Source organism: Pseudomonas sp. SLFW (assembly GCF_009905615.1).
Lineage (GTDB): Bacteria > Pseudomonadota > Gammaproteobacteria > Pseudomonadales > Pseudomonadaceae > Aquipseudomonas > Aquipseudomonas bambusae.
Genome location: NZ_JAAAKW010000006.1, coordinates 73,489 through 90,215 on the forward strand (window position 1 = coordinate 73,489; position 16,727 = coordinate 90,215).

Annotated in this window: 16 protein-coding genes; 13 read left to right on the plus strand and 3 right to left on the minus strand. The window is 59.3% G+C overall.

Going from position 1 to position 16,727, the window contains the following annotated elements; all coding sequences use genetic code 11:
• Nucleotides 1-58: 58 nt before the first annotated feature.
• The gene (locus GVN17_RS12700) at nucleotides 59-646 is read right to left on the minus strand and encodes a helix-turn-helix domain-containing protein (RefSeq protein ID WP_166595886.1); all 588 of its coding nucleotides are present in this window, start codon (nucleotides 644-646) and stop codon (nucleotides 59-61) included.
• A gap of 430 nt (nucleotides 647-1,076) precedes the next feature.
• Between GVN17_RS12700 and GVN17_RS12705 the strand changes: the two genes are divergently transcribed.
• From GVN17_RS12705 to GVN17_RS12760, 12 genes are all read left to right on the plus strand, one after another.
• The gene (locus GVN17_RS12705; protein WP_256665207.1) at nucleotides 1,077-2,114 is read left to right on the plus strand and encodes an ABC transporter substrate-binding protein; all 1,038 of its coding nucleotides are present in this window, start codon (nucleotides 1,077-1,079) and stop codon (nucleotides 2,112-2,114) included.
• A gap of 32 nt (nucleotides 2,115-2,146) precedes the next feature.
• On the plus strand, nucleotides 2,147-2,914 hold the full coding sequence (locus tag GVN17_RS12710; RefSeq protein ID WP_166595625.1) for a class II aldolase/adducin family protein: 768 nt from the start codon (nucleotides 2,147-2,149) through the stop codon (nucleotides 2,912-2,914).
• Between the two features lie 295 nt (nucleotides 2,915-3,209).
• Entirely contained in the window at nucleotides 3,210-3,671 is a 462-nt protein-coding gene (locus tag GVN17_RS12715; protein ID WP_166595626.1) for an Lrp/AsnC family transcriptional regulator, read from the plus strand.
• 132 nt (nucleotides 3,672-3,803) lie between these two features.
• Nucleotides 3,804-5,498: an NAD(P)/FAD-dependent oxidoreductase gene (locus tag GVN17_RS12720; RefSeq protein ID WP_166595627.1), complete on the plus strand. Its 1,695-nt coding sequence runs from the start codon at nucleotides 3,804-3,806 to the stop codon at nucleotides 5,496-5,498.
• A 10-nt stretch (nucleotides 5,499-5,508) separates the two neighbouring features.
• Nucleotides 5,509-6,309: a carbon-nitrogen hydrolase family protein gene (locus GVN17_RS12725; RefSeq protein WP_166595628.1), complete on the plus strand. Its 801-nt coding sequence runs from the start codon at nucleotides 5,509-5,511 to the stop codon at nucleotides 6,307-6,309.
• Nucleotides 6,310-6,578: 269 nt separating this feature from the next.
• Entirely contained in the window at nucleotides 6,579-9,014 is a 2,436-nt protein-coding gene (pqqF, locus tag GVN17_RS12730) for a pyrroloquinoline quinone biosynthesis protein PqqF (protein WP_166595629.1), read from the plus strand.
• Nucleotides 9,015-9,188: 174 nt separating this feature from the next.
• Complete coding sequence (gene pqqA, locus GVN17_RS12735; RefSeq protein WP_003422658.1) at nucleotides 9,189-9,263, plus strand: pyrroloquinoline quinone precursor peptide PqqA; 75 nt, start codon at nucleotides 9,189-9,191, stop codon at nucleotides 9,261-9,263.
• Nucleotides 9,264-9,382: 119 nt separating this feature from the next.
• On the plus strand, nucleotides 9,383-10,294 hold the full coding sequence (pqqB, locus tag GVN17_RS12740; RefSeq protein ID WP_166595630.1) for a pyrroloquinoline quinone biosynthesis protein PqqB: 912 nt from the start codon (nucleotides 9,383-9,385) through the stop codon (nucleotides 10,292-10,294).
• Between the two features lie 55 nt (nucleotides 10,295-10,349).
• Nucleotides 10,350-11,105, plus strand: coding sequence for a pyrroloquinoline-quinone synthase PqqC (pqqC, locus tag GVN17_RS12745; RefSeq protein WP_166595631.1), 756 nt, complete (start codon nucleotides 10,350-10,352; stop codon nucleotides 11,103-11,105).
• Nucleotides 11,102-11,377 (plus strand): pyrroloquinoline quinone biosynthesis peptide chaperone PqqD, encoded by a 276-nt coding sequence (gene pqqD / locus GVN17_RS12750; RefSeq protein WP_166595632.1) that lies wholly within the window; start codon nucleotides 11,102-11,104, stop codon nucleotides 11,375-11,377. Before pqqC ends, pqqD begins: the two co-directional genes overlap by 4 nt.
• Nucleotides 11,349-12,536: a pyrroloquinoline quinone biosynthesis protein PqqE gene (pqqE, locus tag GVN17_RS12755; RefSeq protein ID WP_166595633.1), complete on the plus strand. Its 1,188-nt coding sequence runs from the start codon at nucleotides 11,349-11,351 to the stop codon at nucleotides 12,534-12,536. The genes pqqD and pqqE overlap by 29 nt, the downstream gene beginning before the upstream one ends.
• Nucleotides 12,502-14,328 (plus strand): S9 family peptidase, encoded by a 1,827-nt coding sequence (locus GVN17_RS12760; RefSeq protein ID WP_166595634.1) that lies wholly within the window; start codon nucleotides 12,502-12,504, stop codon nucleotides 14,326-14,328. The genes pqqE and GVN17_RS12760 overlap by 35 nt, the downstream gene beginning before the upstream one ends.
• Before the next feature lie 159 nt (nucleotides 14,329-14,487).
• On the opposite strand, the gene GVN17_RS12765 is transcribed toward GVN17_RS12760, so the two are convergent.
• Both GVN17_RS12765 and GVN17_RS12770 read right to left on the minus strand, forming a co-directional pair.
• Nucleotides 14,488-14,649 (minus strand): YqaE/Pmp3 family membrane protein, encoded by a 162-nt coding sequence (locus GVN17_RS12765; protein ID WP_081564967.1) that lies wholly within the window; start codon nucleotides 14,647-14,649, stop codon nucleotides 14,488-14,490.
• Nucleotides 14,650-14,829: 180 nt separating this feature from the next.
• Complete coding sequence (locus GVN17_RS12770) at nucleotides 14,830-15,531, minus strand: aminotransferase class III-fold pyridoxal phosphate-dependent enzyme (RefSeq protein ID WP_166595635.1); 702 nt, start codon at nucleotides 15,529-15,531, stop codon at nucleotides 14,830-14,832.
• Between the two features lie 182 nt (nucleotides 15,532-15,713).
• Here GVN17_RS12770 and GVN17_RS12775 point away from each other — a divergent pair, with 182 nt between their 5' ends.
• The gene (locus GVN17_RS12775; protein WP_166595636.1) at nucleotides 15,714-16,622 is read left to right on the plus strand and encodes a LysR family transcriptional regulator; all 909 of its coding nucleotides are present in this window, start codon (nucleotides 15,714-15,716) and stop codon (nucleotides 16,620-16,622) included.
• Nucleotides 16,623-16,727: the final 105 nt, after the last annotated feature.

Genomic DNA, 16,727 nt, shown 5'->3' on the forward strand with positions numbered 1-16,727 from the left:
GCAAATCGATCAGCCAAATGATCGATTTGAGCATTTCAACAAAGAGCGGCCGGAAAGATCAGTACGTTGGGGGTGTGATCACCCAGAGCACGACAGCATCGGTTTCGCCGGGGTTGCCGTAGCGATGAGGCTCGTTGCTGGAGAACCGGAAGCTGTCGCCTTCGCCAAGCTCGAAGTGCCGCTCCCCGACCCACAATTCGAACGTGCCGCTCAGCACATAGCCGACTTCCTCGCCTTCATGGGTGTAGCTGGTGCGGTTGTATGCGCCCGGCGGAAATCGCGAATGGACCATCTCGATCTGACCACTGGGGCTTGGCGTGAGGAGCTGGTCGTAGATGCCGTCGTCGTAATGGATGTTTTGTCGACTCTCTTTGCGCACCACATACCCGGCATCGGCTTCGCTGGCCTCGGATCTGGTAGAGAAAAACCACTGAATGTTCACGCCCAGACAGCGGCCGATTTTCAGCAAGGTGTCCACCGACGGGCGAGACAGGTCGCGCTCCAGTTGACTGATGTAGCCCACTGACAGCTGACTCCGTTTCGCCAGCTCGGCGAGGGTCAGCCCTTGTCGCTTGCGCAGGCCACGAATGCGCTCACCCAGAAAGCTCTCGCCAGCCGTGAGGTCATCACCCACTGAATCCGCCATCCTGGCGCTGTCGTTGATTTTTCCGTCGCTCATCGTGCTGCTCCGATGCCTGTGTGCTGAGTCTGCGAAACGTGGCGCAGTTTAAGCGGCTGAAGGTGAAAAAAGTCTAATCGCTGAGAGGCTCATGCCGTTGTTTTTTACTCATTGTGAAAATCTAGCTATTTTTTTCACTAAATAATCATTCCCATCTTCTTTTTTCAGAAAGCGTGGATTAGTCTCTAGCCACGCCCGCCTCCCATCTCGCGGGTCAACAACAATAATGAAACACCCCACGCGACCGTCCATGCAGTCGTCGCGAAGTTGCAGTCCAGCGTTCCCGTTTTTCACACCATTGCCTGTTTCTGTCCGTTTACCCCTGTGCAGCAGAGGGTCAGCCTGTGTGCGCCTTCGTCTGCGAAAAAAAGAGCCTTACGGCCAAAGGAAAATGTCGATGAACAGTAAGAACCTGAAAATTGCGTGTGCGGTATTGATGCTTTCCCCCCTGTCCGCATTCGCGGCGGAAAATCTGGTCATCGTCGGCTTCGGCGGCGCCGCGCAGAAAATCCAGAACACCACCATTTTCGAACCCTTCGCCAAGAAAGCCGGTGTGGGCGTCGTGCAGACCGAATACAACGGGGAAATGGCCAAGATCAAAGTGATGGCCGAAACCGGGCATGCGGACTGGGACGTGGTTCAGGTCGAAGCGCCAGACCTTGAGCGCGGGTGCGCAGAGGGGCTGTTCGAGAAGCTGGAGTGGCCAAAGCTCGCGGGCGGCCAACAATTGATCGAAGGTGCTCAGCAGGAGTGTGGCTCGGCAGCGTTGGTGTGGGGCATGCCGTTGGTGTACGCCACTGACAAGGTCAAAACCGTGCCGTCGAGCTGGGCCGATTTCTGGGACACCGAAAAATACCCCGGCAAGCGCGGCCTGCGCAAAGGCGCCATGTACACCCTCGAATACGCGCTGCTGGCGGACGGCGTCGCGCCTGCCGATGTCTACAAAGTGCTGGCCACTCCGGCTGGCGTCGATCGTGCATTCGCCAAGCTGGACAAGCTCAAGCCCTACATTCAATGGTGGGAAGCCGGATCGCAGCCGATGCAATGGCTGGCCTCGGGCGACATCGTCATGACCACCACTTTCAGCGGCCGTGGCGCAGTGGCGGCAAGCGAAGGCCTGAAAGTGGCGCCGATCTGGAAAGGCTCGCTGTACAGCATGGATTACTGGACCATCGTCAAAGGCTCACAGCACAAAGACGCGGCGAATAAATTCATCACCTACGCCAACGACAGCGCGCCGCAGCAGGCATTCTCACAATCCATTGCCTACGGCGTGACCAACAAGGCCTTGAGCGACAAGTTGGACCCGAGCAAAGCGCCATGGATTCCGACTTCGCCACAAAACATGGCCGTGGCCGTGCCGTTGAACATCGAGTTCTGGGTCGATCATGGTGAAGAGCTTGAAGAACGTCTGAACGCCTGGCTCGCACGCTAACCGGGTCAGCGACTGACAGCATCGGAGGAAAAATGACACACGCGTACAGCCCGCAGGAATGGCAACTCAGGCAGGAATTGGCGGCCTGCTATCGCCTGATCGCTCATTACAGGATGACCGATCTGATTTACACCCACCTGTCCCTGCGCATACCGGGGCCGGAGCATCATTTCCTGATCAACCCGTACGGGCTGATGTTCGAGGAGATCACGGCGTCGAATTTGGTGAAGATCGACCTCGACGGCAACAAAGTCGAGGCCTCTCATTACCCGGTCAACCCGGCGGGCTTCGTTATTCACAGCGCGATTCACCGCGCCCGTGAGGATGCCCAATGCGTGCTGCACACGCACACCAAAGCCGGTTGCGCGGTGGCGGCGCAGGAAGCGGGTTTGCTGCCGGTGAACCAGATCTCGATGGAGTTTTATGGTCGCGTCGGTTATCACGACTACGAAGGCATCGCCTTGGACTTCAGCGAGCAGCAGCGTCTGGTTGCCGATCTGGGTGACAACTCGGTGATGATCCTGCGCAACCATGGTTTGTTGACAGTCGGTAACACGGTCAAGCAAGCGTTTTTGCGGATGTATTACCTGGAGAAGGCCTGCGAGATTCAGATCGCGGCACAGGCGGGCGGCACGCTGCGATTGCCGCCTGAAGACGTGCGTGTGCGTACTGAGCGGCAGTTCAACGCGCCGGGCCAAGGGGTGGCGGAAGGCGAGCTGAGCGATACGGATTCCGTTGATTTCGCCTGGGCCGCATTGCTGAGAATGCTGGACCGCGTTGCGCCGGATTACAAAAACTAACGACTGCAGACACGCCCTCTGTGGGAGCGAATTTATTCGCGATAGGCCGGTACAGACGATGCAGATTCGTCGACCATGCCATCGTCATCGCGAATGAATTCGCTCCTACAGTTAGGCCGCGTTAGGCGCATATCTCACGGTGTTCCCGAACCTCTGTAGGAGCGAATTCATTCGCGATAGGCCGGTACAGACGATGCAAATTCGTCGCACATGCCGGGCCGCTATAGGCGCAGCAGCCTGCCATCCATCCTCGGCAACGGGTAACATCACCCGCTTGCCGATGGAGATCAACCCCTTGTCCGATTTACGCCCACCTGCCCTCGATGACGTCGACCGCCAACTGATCGCCGCGCTGCAGATCAACGCGCGCGAGCCGGTCGCCAACCTCGCCCGTCAGTTGGGCATCGCGCGCACGACCGTCACGTCACGTCTCGCGCGTCTGGAAAAGGCAAAGATCATCACCGGTTACGGCGTGCGCCTCAGTCAGCGGGTGGTGGACGGCGGCTTGCAGGCGTATGTCGGCATTACCGTTCAACCACGTTCGGGCAAAGAGGTGCTGCGTCGCTTGAGTGCGTTGGCTCAAGTGCAGCAATTGTGCGCGGTGAGTGGCGAGTTCGATTACGTGGCCTGGCTGCGCACCGACTCCCCCGAACAACTGGACCAATTGCTCGACCTGATCGGCAGTATCGATGGCGTCGAAAAGACCACAACGTCCATCATCCTCAGCAGCAAAATTGATCGTGGACAGCCGGTCTGATTCGTCATTAGGACCAACTATCTCGTCACATAGCGCAAATTCTCTACAAAACGACGACACTCTGCGTCTTATTAACGTCTCAACTGTTATCTAGACTCTCCTCTTTCGCGCCACAGCCGATTAAGGTCAGCCATGAAGAACAATCGCCACCCCGCCGACGGCAAAAAACCGATCACGATTTTTGGTCCGGATTTCCCCTTTGCCTTCGACGACTGGATCGAGCATCCAGCCGGACTGGGCAGCATTCCGAGCGACAATCTGGGCAAGGAAGTGGCAATTGTCGGCGCTGGCATTGCCGGGCTGGTTGCGGCTTATGAGCTGATGAAGCTGGGCCTCAAACCGGTTGTTTATGAAGCCTCGAAAATGGGCGGTCGTTTGCGCTCGCAGCAGTTCGAAGGCGCAGAGGGCATCATCGCCGAGCTGGGCGGCATGCGTTTTCCGGTGTCTTCCACGGCGTTCTATCACTACGTCGACAAGCTCGGCCTTGAATCCAGGCCCTTCCCTAACCCGCTGACTGCCGCGTCGGGCAGCACGGTCATCGACCTGGAAGGCACCACTCATTACGCACAGAAGCTGTCGGACTTGCCTGCGCTGTTTCAGGAAGTGGCTGACGCCTGGGCCGACGCACTGGAAGATGGCGCGCAGTTCGCCGACATTCAGCAGGCCATCCGTGATCGTGACGTGCCTCGGCTTAAAGAGCTGTGGGACAAGCTCGTGCCGCTGTGGGATGACCGCACGTTCTACGATTTCGTGGCCACCTCCAAGGCATTTGCCAAGCTGTCGTTCTACCACCGCGAAGTGTTCGGCCAAGTGGGTTTCGGCACCGGCGGCTGGGACTCCGATTTCCCGAACTCCATGTTGGAAATCTTTCGCGTGGTCATGACCAACTGCGACGATCACCAGCACCTGATCGTCGGCGGCGTCGAGCAAGTGCCGCTTGGCATCTGGCGTCATGCCCCGGAGCGATGCGCCCACTGGCCCGAAGGCACCAGCCTTTCGACCCTGCACCACGGCGCGCCACGCACTGGCGTCAAACGCATCGCCCGCGCCGCGGACGGCAAGTTCGCAGTCACCGATAACTGGGGCGACACCCGCCATTACGACGCGGTGCTGGCGACCTGCCAAAGTTGGCTGCTGACCACCCAGATCGAATGCGAAGAAACGCTGTTCTCGCAAAAGATGTGGATGGCGCTGGACCGCACGCGCTACATGCAGTCGTCCAAAACCTTTGTCATGGTTGATCGTCCGTTCTGGAAGGACAAAGACCCGGAAACCGGTCGCGACCTGATGAGCATGACCCTCACCGACCGCCTGACCCGTGGCACTTATCTGTTCGACAACGGCACCTACTCCAACGGCACCGAAAAACCGGGGGTGATTTGTCTGTCGTACTCGTGGATGAGCGACGCGCTGAAAATGCTGCCGCACCCTGTGGAAAAACGCGTGAGCCTGGCCCTCGGCGCGTTGAAAAAGATCTACCCGAAGGTGGATATTGCCGCGCGCATCATCGGAGATCCGATCACCGTATCGTGGGAAGCTGACCCGCACTTCCTCGGCGCCTTCAAGGGTGCGCTGCCGGGTCACTACCGCTACAACCAGCGGATGTACGCGCATTTCATGCAGAAGGACATGCCTGACGAACAACGTGGCATTTTCATCGCCGGCGATGACGTGTCATGGACCCCGGCCTGGGTTGAGGGCGCAGTACAGACCTCGCTGAACGCCGTGTGGGGCATCATGACCCACTTCGGCGGCAAGACTCACGCCGAGAATCCTGGCCCCGGCGATGTGTTCCACGAAATCGGCCCGGTTGTGCTGCCGGAATAAGGAGGCCGCCATGCGCGTTGCTTTGTATCAATGCCCGCCGCTGCCGCTGGACATCAGCGGCAATCTGCAACGTCTCAACACTCAAGCGATTGAAGCGGCCGCCCAAGGTGCTGCGTTGTTGGTGTGCCCGGAGATGTTTCTCAGTGGTTACAACATCGGCGCTCAGGCAGCGCGCGCGCTCGCGCAACGTAGCGATGGCCCGGCAGCGCAAGCCATTGCGGCCATCGCTCAGGCCACCGGCGTGGCAATTCTGTATGGCTATCCTGAGTTGGGTGCCGAGGATCAGGTCTACAACGCTGTGCAGTTGATCGACGCAAAAGGTGCACGTCTCTGCAATTACCGTAAGACGCATCTCTATGGCGAGCTGGATAAGTCGATGTTCAGCGCAGGAGATGAGCATTTCCCGGTGGTGGAATTCAACGGATGGAAGCTGGGATTCCTCATCTGCTATGACGTGGAGTTTCCCGAGAACACCCGGCGTCTCGCGCTATCGGGGGCTGATCTGATTTTGGTGCCGACCGCCAACATGGCGCCTTACGACTTCGTCTGCGAAGTGACGGTGCGAGCCAGGGCATTCGAAAACCAGTGCTATCTGGTGTACGCGAATTACTGCGGCAGCGAGGACGAGATTCAGTACTGCGGACTGAGCAGCATCTGCGCGCCGGACGGCAAACAGGTCGGACTGGCGGGTCTGGACGAGGCGTTGGTGATTGCGGACCTGGATCGGCAGGTGATGAGCGAGTCCCAAGCGATCAATACCTACTTCAAGGATCGACGGCCTGGGTTTTATTCGGGGTTGGCGAGAGACTGAAGCACGCCCGCTTTTCTCTGACCTATTCGCTCCTGCAGATGTTCTTGCGCCACGAAACTTGAGCCAGACCCGGACTCAACTGTGGGAGCGAATTCATTCGCGAATATGGATCAGGCGGCCGAGATGTACCGGCCACACCGGCCAATCGCGAATAAATTCGCTCCCACAGTTCAGGAGCGTGCCGTCAACAAATGCGCGCCGTTCAGGCTATAGCCTTCCCAATCCGCTAGCATGACGAATCACGTTCCTACGCTATCGCGGAAATCTTCATGCCGGTGCCCGACCCAACCACCCATCGTTTCCTGACCTTGCCCAACGGCTTGCGCGTGGTGCTGTGTTCCGCGCCGCGTCTGAAACGTTGTGCAGCGGCATTGCGGGTGGCGGCGGGCAGTCATGATGTGCCGGCGCAATGGCCGGGGCTGGCGCACTTCCTTGAGCACCTTTTCTTCCTCGGCACCGAGCGGTTTCCCGCAGACCAGAATCTGATGGCCTACGTTCAGCGCCACTGTGGACAGGTCAACGCCAGCACCCGCGAGCGCACCACTGACTTTTTCTTTGAGCTTGGGCCCGCCGCCTTCGCAGGTGGGCTGGAACGGCTGTGCGACATGCTCGCTCATCCGCGCATGAGCCTGGCCGATCAGATGCGTGAGCGTGAAGTGTTGCACGCAGAATTCATTGCATGGTCGCGGGATGAAGCGTCCCGCGATCAACTGAAACGGCTTCAACCTCTGTCGCCTCTACACCCGTTGCGTGGGTTTCACGCGGGCAATCGTTTCAGCCTGCCCGTCCCGCGTCCGATCTTTCAGCGCGCGTTGCAGGATTTCTACCGCAGGTTTTATCAGGCAGGCCAGATGACATTGAGCCTTGCCGGGCCGCAGACGGTGGACGAGTTGCAGGCGATGGTCATGGCGTTTGGCGCCTCTTTCACTACTGGCCGTAGGATCGAACAGCAGAAACCGCCTGCACTGATGCACCAACAACCCCGTGAGTCCCAGAGCGAAGATGACCCGCGTCGGATGCATCTGATGTTTGCGTGCGAAAGCCTGCCGCAAGGGCACGAACAGGCGACGGCCTTTTTGTGCACGTGGATGAACACTGCGCAGCCAGGTGGGCTGATGGCGGTGCTGCGGGAACGGGGGCTGATCGAGTCACTGAAGGCTCAGGCCGTGTATGAGTTCGCGGGGCAGGTTTTACTCGAGATCGAGATTGCTCTAACAAACCCCATCGCGAGCAAGCTCACTCCTACAGACCGTACGCAGTCCCCTGTGGGAGTGAGCTTGCTCGCGAAAACGTCGGTACACGCCACGCAAATCTATGGCCTGATCTTCAATTGGCTGGCATTTTTCAAAGCGAATTACCACGCACTGCTCGACGAGTTCGGGCACCTGCAACAGCGCCACCTGGACGTCAGCAACGCACTCGCACTTGCACGGCATTACAGCGCTGATCACGCTCCATCGGGCCTGCAAGCCAAGACCATTGACGCGCTGCTCGATCAACTCACGCCAAGTGCCCTGCTGCATCCGATCACGCCCACCGCTATCACTGACATCCTCTGGCACCTGCCCAGCCCGAACCCGTTCCTGCGACCTCGCGAGCCGTTTCAAACCGCTGCGTTTTTGCCACCCGCATTGACCATCAGCAATGCCCTCCCGGCAACCGGCGAGGCTACGATTTACCTGAGCTGGACGCTGCCGTCACCGGAGCCCAAGTGGCATCGCATGCTCGCCGAAAGCCTCAAGCCTCTTATTGCCGACGCGAAACAAGCGGGCGTCATCCTGGCTTTTGATGCGTACGGCGCTCACTGGCAACTCAAACTGGGCGGTTTCGCCGACCCTATCCCTGCCGTCCTGGAGCAAGCGCTGACACACCTTGGCGAACCGCCTGACGAAACCCTCGCCCGTTTCGGGGTGTTAGCCCATGAGCCAACGCCCATCCCGATTCGCCAGTTGCTCAAGACCTTGCCTGATCATTTCTTGAACAGCCCAAGCGCCAGCGAATCAAGTGACCTGCAAGGCGTCTGGTCCCTGGCACGCTGGAAAGGGCTGGCCCTGGGATTTCAGCCAAGTGACCAAGCTGCGTTGGCTCACGCTCTGACGCGCATCCGAGGCACTCCGGAAAACCTGCCAACGCTTGGTGCCGCGCAGATGCCCGATCAACGCTGGCAAATCGAGCCGTCGGAATCGTCCGAAGATGCTGTGCTGATGTTCTATCCGACGCCCACGAACAGTATCGAAGACGAGGCGAGCTGGCGACTTCTCTCTCATCTGGTGCAGGGGCCGTTCTACCAGCGTCTGCGTGTCGAGTTGCAATTGGGCTACGCGGTATTCAGCGGTTTCCGACAGATTGCCGGGCGAGGCGGGATGCTGTTCGGCGTGCAATCCCCCAGCGCCAACGTGGGTGAGTTGGTCGAGCACATCGAAGCATTCATGAAAGACGTGCCCGCGCGGATCGAACACGCTGACCTGCCAGCACAACTGACTGCCCTTCAAGCTCAACTCGATCCAACCGGCATGGACCCTCAACAATCAGCCGAGATGCTGTGGCAGGCTCATATGGCCGGACATGGCACCGACTATGCCGCTCGTCTGCAACATTCATTTGCACATCTTCATCGAGAGGACCTGATAGACATCGCAAACCGGATAGCGCTGTCTCAAACCCCGGTATTCAAGTTGTCAAATCGCGCCAACCCGTGCGGATAGCGACTCTCCGCCGTACGATCATTGCCTGAAATGCAAAAAGCTTTATCCAAACTTTCATCATTGGAGAGCTGATATTTTTAGTAACATAGCTGCCTAAGCATTTGAACGTCTCCTCTTGCAGGTGTACTAAAGATGTACCCACCCACCGCTGCACTCACCCGGAAGGAGTTCCTTATGTCGTGGACTAAACCTGCTTACACCGACCTGCGTATCGGCTTTGAAGTCACCATGTACTTCGCAAGCCGCTGATTGTTGCGCGATGAAAAGCCTCGGTTCGCCGGGGCTTTTTTGTTACAGGATTCAAGATTTTCAGACGCTGCGTTCGCGCACGTCTCGGGCCAAGCGGCCTCATTTGGTAGGGAGCACACATGCACATCCAGATTCTCGGCTCGGCGGCGGGCGGCGGTTTTCCTCAGTGGAACTGCAACTGCGCCAATTGCGCAGGCTTTCGCGACGGCAGCTTGCGGGCACAGGCTCGCACCCAGTCGTCCATCGCTTTGTCAGATGACGGCGTGAACTGGGTCTTGTGCAATGCGTCTCCGGACATCCGCGCACAGCTGCAAGGCTTCGCGCCGATGCAACCTAATCGCGGCCTGCGCGACACCGGCATCAGCGCGATCATCCTGATGGACAGCCAGATCGATCACACTACGGGCTTGCTGAGCCTGCGCGAAGGCTGCCCGCATCAGGTCTGGTGCACGGACATGGTTCATGAAGACCTGAGCACGGGCTTTCCGCTGTTCAATATGCTCAAACACTGGAACGGTGGACTGGTCTGGAACCGCATCGAACTGGAAGGCAGCTTTGTGATTCCAGCCTGCCCGAACCTGCGCTTTACGCCGTTTCCTCTGCGCAGCGCAGCTCCGCCCTACTCGCCTCACCGATTCGACCCACACCCGGGCGACAACATCGGGCTGATGGTCGAGGACACGCGAACCGGCGGCAAACTGTTCTACGCACCGGGCCTGGGCAAAGTGGACGACGCCCTCATGGAGAAAATGAGCGGCGCCGACTGTCTGTTGGTAGACGGCACGATGTGGGACGACGACGAGATGAAGCGTCGCGGCGTGGGCACGCGCACCGGCACAGAGATGGGCCACCTGGCGCAGAACGGCCCCGGCGGCATGCTGGAAGTGCTGGAAAAACTGCCACGGCAGCGCAAGGTGCTTATTCACATCAACAACACCAACCCGATCCTCGACGAAGACTCCCCCGAGCGCGCCGAACTGGCCCGCCGCGAGGTTGAAGTCGCGTTCGATGGCATGAGCATCGAGTTGTAGGAAAACGCAGCTCAACCTGTGGGATCTGCCACTATTCTTGAGGATGACTGACGACATGAGTGAGCAAACGCCACTGTCCCCCGCCGCATTCGAACAGGCCCTTCGCGCCAAGGGCGCGTATTACCACATCTATCACCCGTTCCACATCGCGATGTACGAAGGCCGCGCCTCCCGTGAGCAGATTCAGGGCTGGGTCGCCAACCGCTTCTATTACCAGGTGAACATCCCCCTGAAAGACGCCGCGATTCTGGCCAACTGCCCGGACCGCGAGATTCGTCGCGAATGGATTCAGCGCCTTCTCGATCACGACGGCGCCCCCGGCGAAGACGGCGGCATCGAGGCCTGGCTGCGCTTGGGTCAAGCCGTGGGGTTGGACCCTGACCAACTGCGTTCGCAAGAATTGGTGCTCCCGGGCGTACGATTCGCCGTCGACGCCTATGTGAATTTCGCCCGCCGCGCCAACTGGCAGGAAGCCGCCAGCAGCTCGCTAACCGAATTGTTCGCGCCGCAGATTCACCAATCGCGCCTCGACAGTTGGCCGCAGCATTACCCCTGGATCGATCCCGCAGGCTATGAATATTTCCGCACCCGTCTGGGACAGGCCCGTCGCGACGTCGAGCATGGTCTGGCAATCACGCTTCAGCACTACACGACCTGGGAAGGCCAGCAGCGCATGCTGGAAATCCTGCAGTTCAAACTCGACATTTTGTGGAGCATGCTCGACGCCATGACCATGGCCTACGAGCTGAACCGCCCGCCCTACCACAGCGTCACCGACCAACGCGTCTGGCATAGAGGAATCGCGCTATGAGCTTCAATCGTGAACAGGTGCCAAGCTGGCGTCGGGGTTATCGCTTCCAGTTCGAGCCTGCGCAGAACGGCCACGTGCTGCTGTACCCGGAAGGGATGATCAAGTTGAACGAGAGCGCCAGCGAGATCGGCGGTTTGATCGACGGTCAGCGTAGCGTCGGTGCAATCATTGCGTTGCTCGACGAAAAATTCCCTGGTGTTCCTGAGCTTGGCACTGACGTCGAGCAATTCATGGAGGTCGCCCGTGCCGAACACTGGATCGAACTTGGCTGAGCCCACGACAGCTGAATCCAAGGTGCACATTCCGCCTACGCCTCCGGTCGGGCTGCCGCTGTGGCTGCTCGCCGAGCTGACTTACCGTTGCCCGCTGCAATGCCCGTATTGCTCCAACCCGCTGGATTTTGCCAAGCAGGGGCAGGAACTGACGACTGAGCAGTGGTTCAAGGTGATGGCCGAAGCGCGGCAGATGGGCGCGGCGCAGATCGGGTTTTCCGGTGGCGAGCCGTTGGTGCGCCAAGACCTCGCTGACCTGATCGCCGAGGCCCGTCGACTAGGTTTCTACACCAACCTGATTACCTCTGGCATCGGCCTGACCGAACAGAAAATCATCGACTTCAAAGAGGCCGGTCTGGATCACATTCAGATCAGTTTCCAGGCCAGTGACGAGCAAGTGAACAACATGGTCGCGGGGTCGAAAAAAGCCTTCGCGCAGAAGCTGGAGATGGCCCGTGCGGTGAAAAAGCACGGTTATCCGATGGTGCTGAATTTCGTCACCCACCGGCACAACATCGACAAAATCGACAAGATCATCGAGCTGTGTGTGGCACTGGAAGCCGACTTCGTCGAGTTGGCCACCTGCCAGTTCTACGGCTGGGCACAACTAAACCGCGTGGGCCTGCTGCCGACCAAGGATCAACTGGTGCGTGCCGAACGCATCACCAACGAATACCGCGTGCAACTCGCCGCCGAGCATCATCCGGTCAAGCTGATCTTCGTGACCCCGGATTACTACGAAGAACGTCCGAAAGCCTGCATGAATGGCTGGGGGAATCTGTTCCTGACCGTCACGCCAGACGGCACCGCCCTGCCCTGCCACGGCGCGCGGCAGATGCCGATCCAGTTTCCCAACGTGCGCGATCACACGATGCAGCACATTTGGTACGAGTCCTTCGGCTTTAATCGCTTTCGCGGGTACGAATGGATGCCCGAGCCGTGTAGGTCGTGTGATGAGAAAGAGAAGGACTTTGGCGGATGTCGCTGTCAGGCCTTCATGCTCACGGGTGACGCCAGCAACGCCGACCCGGTATGCAGCAAATCGCCGCAACACAGCCTGATCACCCAAGCGCGCGATGAAGCCGAGTATGCTAGCCAGACCATTGAGCAACTGGCTTTCCGCAATGAACGAAACTCACGCCTCATCGCAAAATCCTGACCTGTTCTCTGCCGCCCAGGCTGTGGCGGCAGGCATCGATTTCGCCGAACTGAGCGTCAGTCCCGCCGGCCTTTTCTGGAATGAATTTCGCCCGCAGGACGCGGCTTCGCGCATCTGGCGCTGGAGCGAAGGCGCCACCACCTGTCTGACCCCGGACGGCTTCAGCGTTCGCAGTCGGGTCTACGAATATGGCGGCGGATCGTTCTGCCTCACCGACGACGCAGTGGCGTTCGTCAACGAGGCAGATCAGCAGATCTACGTTCAACCTTTCGACTCCAGCACCCCTCTACCCCTGACCCAAGGTGACAAGCACTACGGCGATGTCCGAATCGCTCGTGGGCAAATTCTGGCGGTCGAGGAGGAAAAAGACGTTCACCGGTTGGTAGCGATTGACCTGATCGATGGCCGGCGCGAAGTCCTGGCCGAAGGTGCCGATTTCTACGCATCACCGACGCTGAGCCCGGATGGCACCCGGCTGGCGTGGATTGAATGGTGGCGCCCGCATCAGCCGTGGACCTCGACCCGGCTCCTGAGCGTTGAGCGCCAAGCGGATGCCACATGGGGTCGGGCCCATTGTCTGGCGGGCGGATTGGGGCTTGAAGCCCTGCAACAACCGCGCTTCGATGCTCAAGGCCGCCTGTATTGCCTGACAGATCGCGCCGGGTTCTGGCAACCGTGGGTCGAGACTCTGGAAGGGTTTGAGCCTCTGCCAGCGGCGAAAGCCGACCATGCGCCTGCACCTTGGCAATTGGGAGGTTCAAGCTGGCTGCCGTTAAATGACGGCGCGTACCTCGCCACATGGTCGGAAGACGGCATGGGCGTGTTGGGCATCCGTTCGGCTGACAATACGGTGAGCCTATTCGGCAGCGACTACAGCCGTTTTCGCAGCTTGGCGATGGACGATCAGTACCTCTATTGCATCGCTGCGTCGGCCATCAGCCCTTCTGCGGTGCTGGCGATCAGTCGCGCCGACCAGCGCGTTCAGGTACTGGCGGGCGGAGTCGCGCCGCTTCCAATCGAGCGCATCAGCCGTCCGCAAACCTTGCGCTATCCGAGTGGTGGCGAGGAAGCACACGGCTACTTCTACCCGGCCATGAACGGCGAAACGAAGCCGCCGGTGGTGGTGTTCATCCACGGCGGGCCTACGTCAGCCTGCTACCCGGTGCTCGACCCGCGCATTCAATACTGGACGCAGCGCGGCTTCGCGGTCGCCGACCTTAACTACAGAGGTAGCACCGGCTATGGCCGCGCGTATCGGCAGGCGCTGTTTCTGGAATGGGGCGTAGTCGATGTGGAGGATGCTTGCGCGGTGGTCGAATACCTGGGCAATCAGGGGTTGATAGATCCGAATAACGCGTTCATTCGCGGAGGCAGCGCGGGCGGCTACACGACCCTCTGTGCTCTGGCGTTCAAGAACGTGTTCCGCGCAGGCGCGAGTCTTTACGGCGTCAGCGATCCCCTCGCGCTCGCCGAGGCGACGCATAAGTTTGAAGCGGATTATCTGGACTGGCTGATCGGCGATCCGGACATCGACATGGTCCGTTACAAAGAACGGACGCCGTTGTTACATGCTGACCAGATTAAGGTGCCGGTGATCTTCTTCCAAGGCGAACTCGATGCCGTGGTTGTTCCCGCCCAGACACGCGACATGCTCAACGCCCTGTTGGAAAAAGGCATCCCCGCTGAAGGGCATTTCTACCCGGACGAGCGCCACGGCTTCCGCAAAGCCAGCAACCAAGCCCACGCGCTGGAAACCGAATGGGCGTTTTATCGGAAGGTGATGGAAGGGTGATGCGCTCGCTTTCAGGCGGGCGACGCTGACTTTTTGTGGGAGCCGGCGTGCTGGCGAAGGCGATCTGTCTGTGACGCCTAGGGCGACTGAGACACCGCTTTCGCTAGCAAGGCGGCTCCCACAGGTATTACGGCTTACACCGCAATACCTGTGCAGGGCTTACTTCCGGCTGGCGATGATGTAAACGGCGTGAATGATGCCGGGGAAGTAGCCCAGCAGCGTCAGCAAAATGTTGAGCCAGAAAGCGCCGGCAAAGCCGACTTGCAGGAACACGCCCAGGGGTGGCAGCAGGATGGCGATGATGATGCGAATGATGTCCATGGGTGATGCTCCAGATTAAGAAGATGGCCTGACAAGGCCACACAGCTAATCGACTCTGCGTTGAGTCAGGGGTTCCACGGCCCATATCATCGAGCCACTACCCGCTGCAAAAAAACGCCCCGCACCCAGTGCTTCTGGTGCAGGGCGAAGCGTACGGAACGCCAGACGGTAGTTTTAGGCTCAGGCCATCAGGCCGTCGAACACGGTCGTCAGTGGGGGGGTTATGACGGGCGGGCGTCGCGCCGAAAGGCTCGACACCGGCTCTGGCACGAAGCCCGGCAATTGGTCGATCCGACCGGCGCAGGCCTGGCCACGAACCAGTAACGCTGGACTGCGCGGACACCGATTCGAGTGGTCGCCCAGCACGACGATGTCGGCGCGCACACCGTAGCTGTCTTCGCACAACACACCGCCGTGCTGCCCAATCGGGCCACGCGCCTCGTTGAGAATCAGCAGGATATTCAGCGCACGACAGAGCTTTTCCACGCCTTGCAGGTAAGCGTGCGAAGCAGGCGTCACGACGGATGAACCCTGAATCGGCTCCAGGATGATCGCAACTGTTCGTGAATCCACGGCCGCTTCCATCGCAGACAGATCGTTGAAAGGGACGCGACTGACGTCTGGGGCCATCGATTCGATCAGCCGATCAAACCGTCCGCCGCTGGCGACCACGATGCCGCACTCGCCCCGTCGGTACAGCTCCCCCCAGCGACGCGCCAGCGTGAGGGCCGCCGCATAGGCGTCCTGCTCGGCGGAGAACAAACCCACCTCGTCGCTCTTCGTGCGTTGACGCAGGCGCTCCAGCGGTGACAGCAATGCCAGCGATTCAGCACCGTCGATACCCTCGGCACTGGCCTGGCGCTGACGGTTGAACAGGTTCATAGGCGCTGCCCCTGTTCAATGCCATGAATCCGGTTTTCCGCTTTGCCTATGCAAATGCTGCCTGTTACGACACTGCTCATTGCACCGTATGCCCCTGCAACCCTCATGAGTTGGGCGTAGACTATGCCGCGAGCGCTTTAACGACCATTTCGATTTTCCAGCCATTTCGATAAGCATGACTTATGGATTTCCGCCAACTGCGTTATTTCGTCGCGGTTTATGAAGAAGGCCATGTGGGACGCGCTGCCGAGCGTCTGTCGTTGTCACAACCCGCGCTTTCACAGCAGATTCGCCTGCTCGAACACAGCCTTGATGTCAGCCTGTTCGAACGCAGCAGCAAACGCCTGCTTCCGACCCTTGCCGCACACACGCTCTATAACCACGCTGTCCCGCTACTCGATGGCATGCAACGCGCCCGGGATGCACTGCGCAACTTCAAAGGTCAGTCGCAACGCACTCTGGCGATTGGCGTAATGCAAACCGTGCACTCAAGCCTGGTGCCGCAGATGCTGGAGCATGTGCGCAAGGCGCAGCCGCACCTGGTGGTGCAGATCTATGAGTTGAGTGCGATGGAGATCGAGCGCCGCTTGCTCAACGGCTCGCTGGACATCGGCATCAGCTACCTGCCGCCCCGCCAACCGGGGTTGCACGGCATGCTGCTGTATGAAGATGAACTGAAGCTCGTCATCCCTTTCAATCATCCACTGCGGGAATTCAAGAAAGTCTCGATGACCCAAGCGGCTGAGCTGCCGATGTTGCTGCTGGGCGAAGAGTTTCAGGTGCGGCAGATCTGGCAGACGCAATTGAGCAATCTCGGACGTCGTCCGCATGTGCAGGCTGAGCTGAATAACATGGCGGGCATTCTCGACAGCCTCACGCACATGAAGTTGGCAACGGTGCTGCCGGGCCGGGCGCAGGATATTCAAGACAACGCGGAATTGCTCTGGAAGCCGCTAAGCGAACCACGAGTACCCCTGCAAATCGGGCTGGTGTATCGCGACGCGCAAAGACAACAAGCCACGCTGGAGCTGCTGAAGTCCGTGCTGGAAGAAATGGAGAATCCGAAGCCTGTCTTGCCGGATGGCGCTTGAGGCGGGGTCAGACATTTACAAAAGCCAGATAAAAGAAAACCCCGCCGAAGCGAGGTTTTCCAGACTGTTTCCCTTTTGACTTCCCTTTCTTCCCACCATCCTGGC

What these genes read in the sequence shown, in the direction of transcription:
- GVN17_RS12700 (WP_166595886.1), bottom strand. Translation starts at nt 646, where the DNA reads ATGGCGGATTCAGTGGGTGATGACCTCACGGCTGGCGAGAGCTTTCTG.
- GVN17_RS12705 (WP_256665207.1), top strand. Translation starts at nt 1,077, where the DNA reads ATGAACAGTAAGAACCTGAAAATTGCGTGTGCGGTATTGATGCTTTCC.
- GVN17_RS12710 (WP_166595625.1), top strand. Translation starts at nt 2,147, where the DNA reads ATGACACACGCGTACAGCCCGCAGGAATGGCAACTCAGGCAGGAATTG.
- GVN17_RS12720 (WP_166595627.1), top strand. Translation starts at nt 3,804, where the DNA reads ATGAAGAACAATCGCCACCCCGCCGACGGCAAAAAACCGATCACGATT.
- GVN17_RS12725 (WP_166595628.1), top strand. Translation starts at nt 5,509, where the DNA reads ATGCGCGTTGCTTTGTATCAATGCCCGCCGCTGCCGCTGGACATCAGC.
- pqqF (WP_166595629.1), top strand. Translation starts at nt 6,579, where the DNA reads ATGCCGGTGCCCGACCCAACCACCCATCGTTTCCTGACCTTGCCCAAC.
- pqqB (WP_166595630.1), top strand. Translation starts at nt 9,383, where the DNA reads ATGCACATCCAGATTCTCGGCTCGGCGGCGGGCGGCGGTTTTCCTCAG.
- pqqC (WP_166595631.1), top strand. Translation starts at nt 10,350, where the DNA reads ATGAGTGAGCAAACGCCACTGTCCCCCGCCGCATTCGAACAGGCCCTT.
- pqqD (WP_166595632.1), top strand. Translation starts at nt 11,102, where the DNA reads ATGAGCTTCAATCGTGAACAGGTGCCAAGCTGGCGTCGGGGTTATCGC.
- GVN17_RS12760 (WP_166595634.1), top strand. Translation starts at nt 12,502, where the DNA reads ATGAACGAAACTCACGCCTCATCGCAAAATCCTGACCTGTTCTCTGCC.
- GVN17_RS12765 (WP_081564967.1), bottom strand. Translation starts at nt 14,649, where the DNA reads ATGGACATCATTCGCATCATCATCGCCATCCTGCTGCCACCCCTGGGC.
- GVN17_RS12770 (WP_166595635.1), bottom strand. Translation starts at nt 15,531, where the DNA reads ATGAACCTGTTCAACCGTCAGCGCCAGGCCAGTGCCGAGGGTATCGAC.
- GVN17_RS12775 (WP_166595636.1), top strand. Translation starts at nt 15,714, where the DNA reads ATGGATTTCCGCCAACTGCGTTATTTCGTCGCGGTTTATGAAGAAGGC.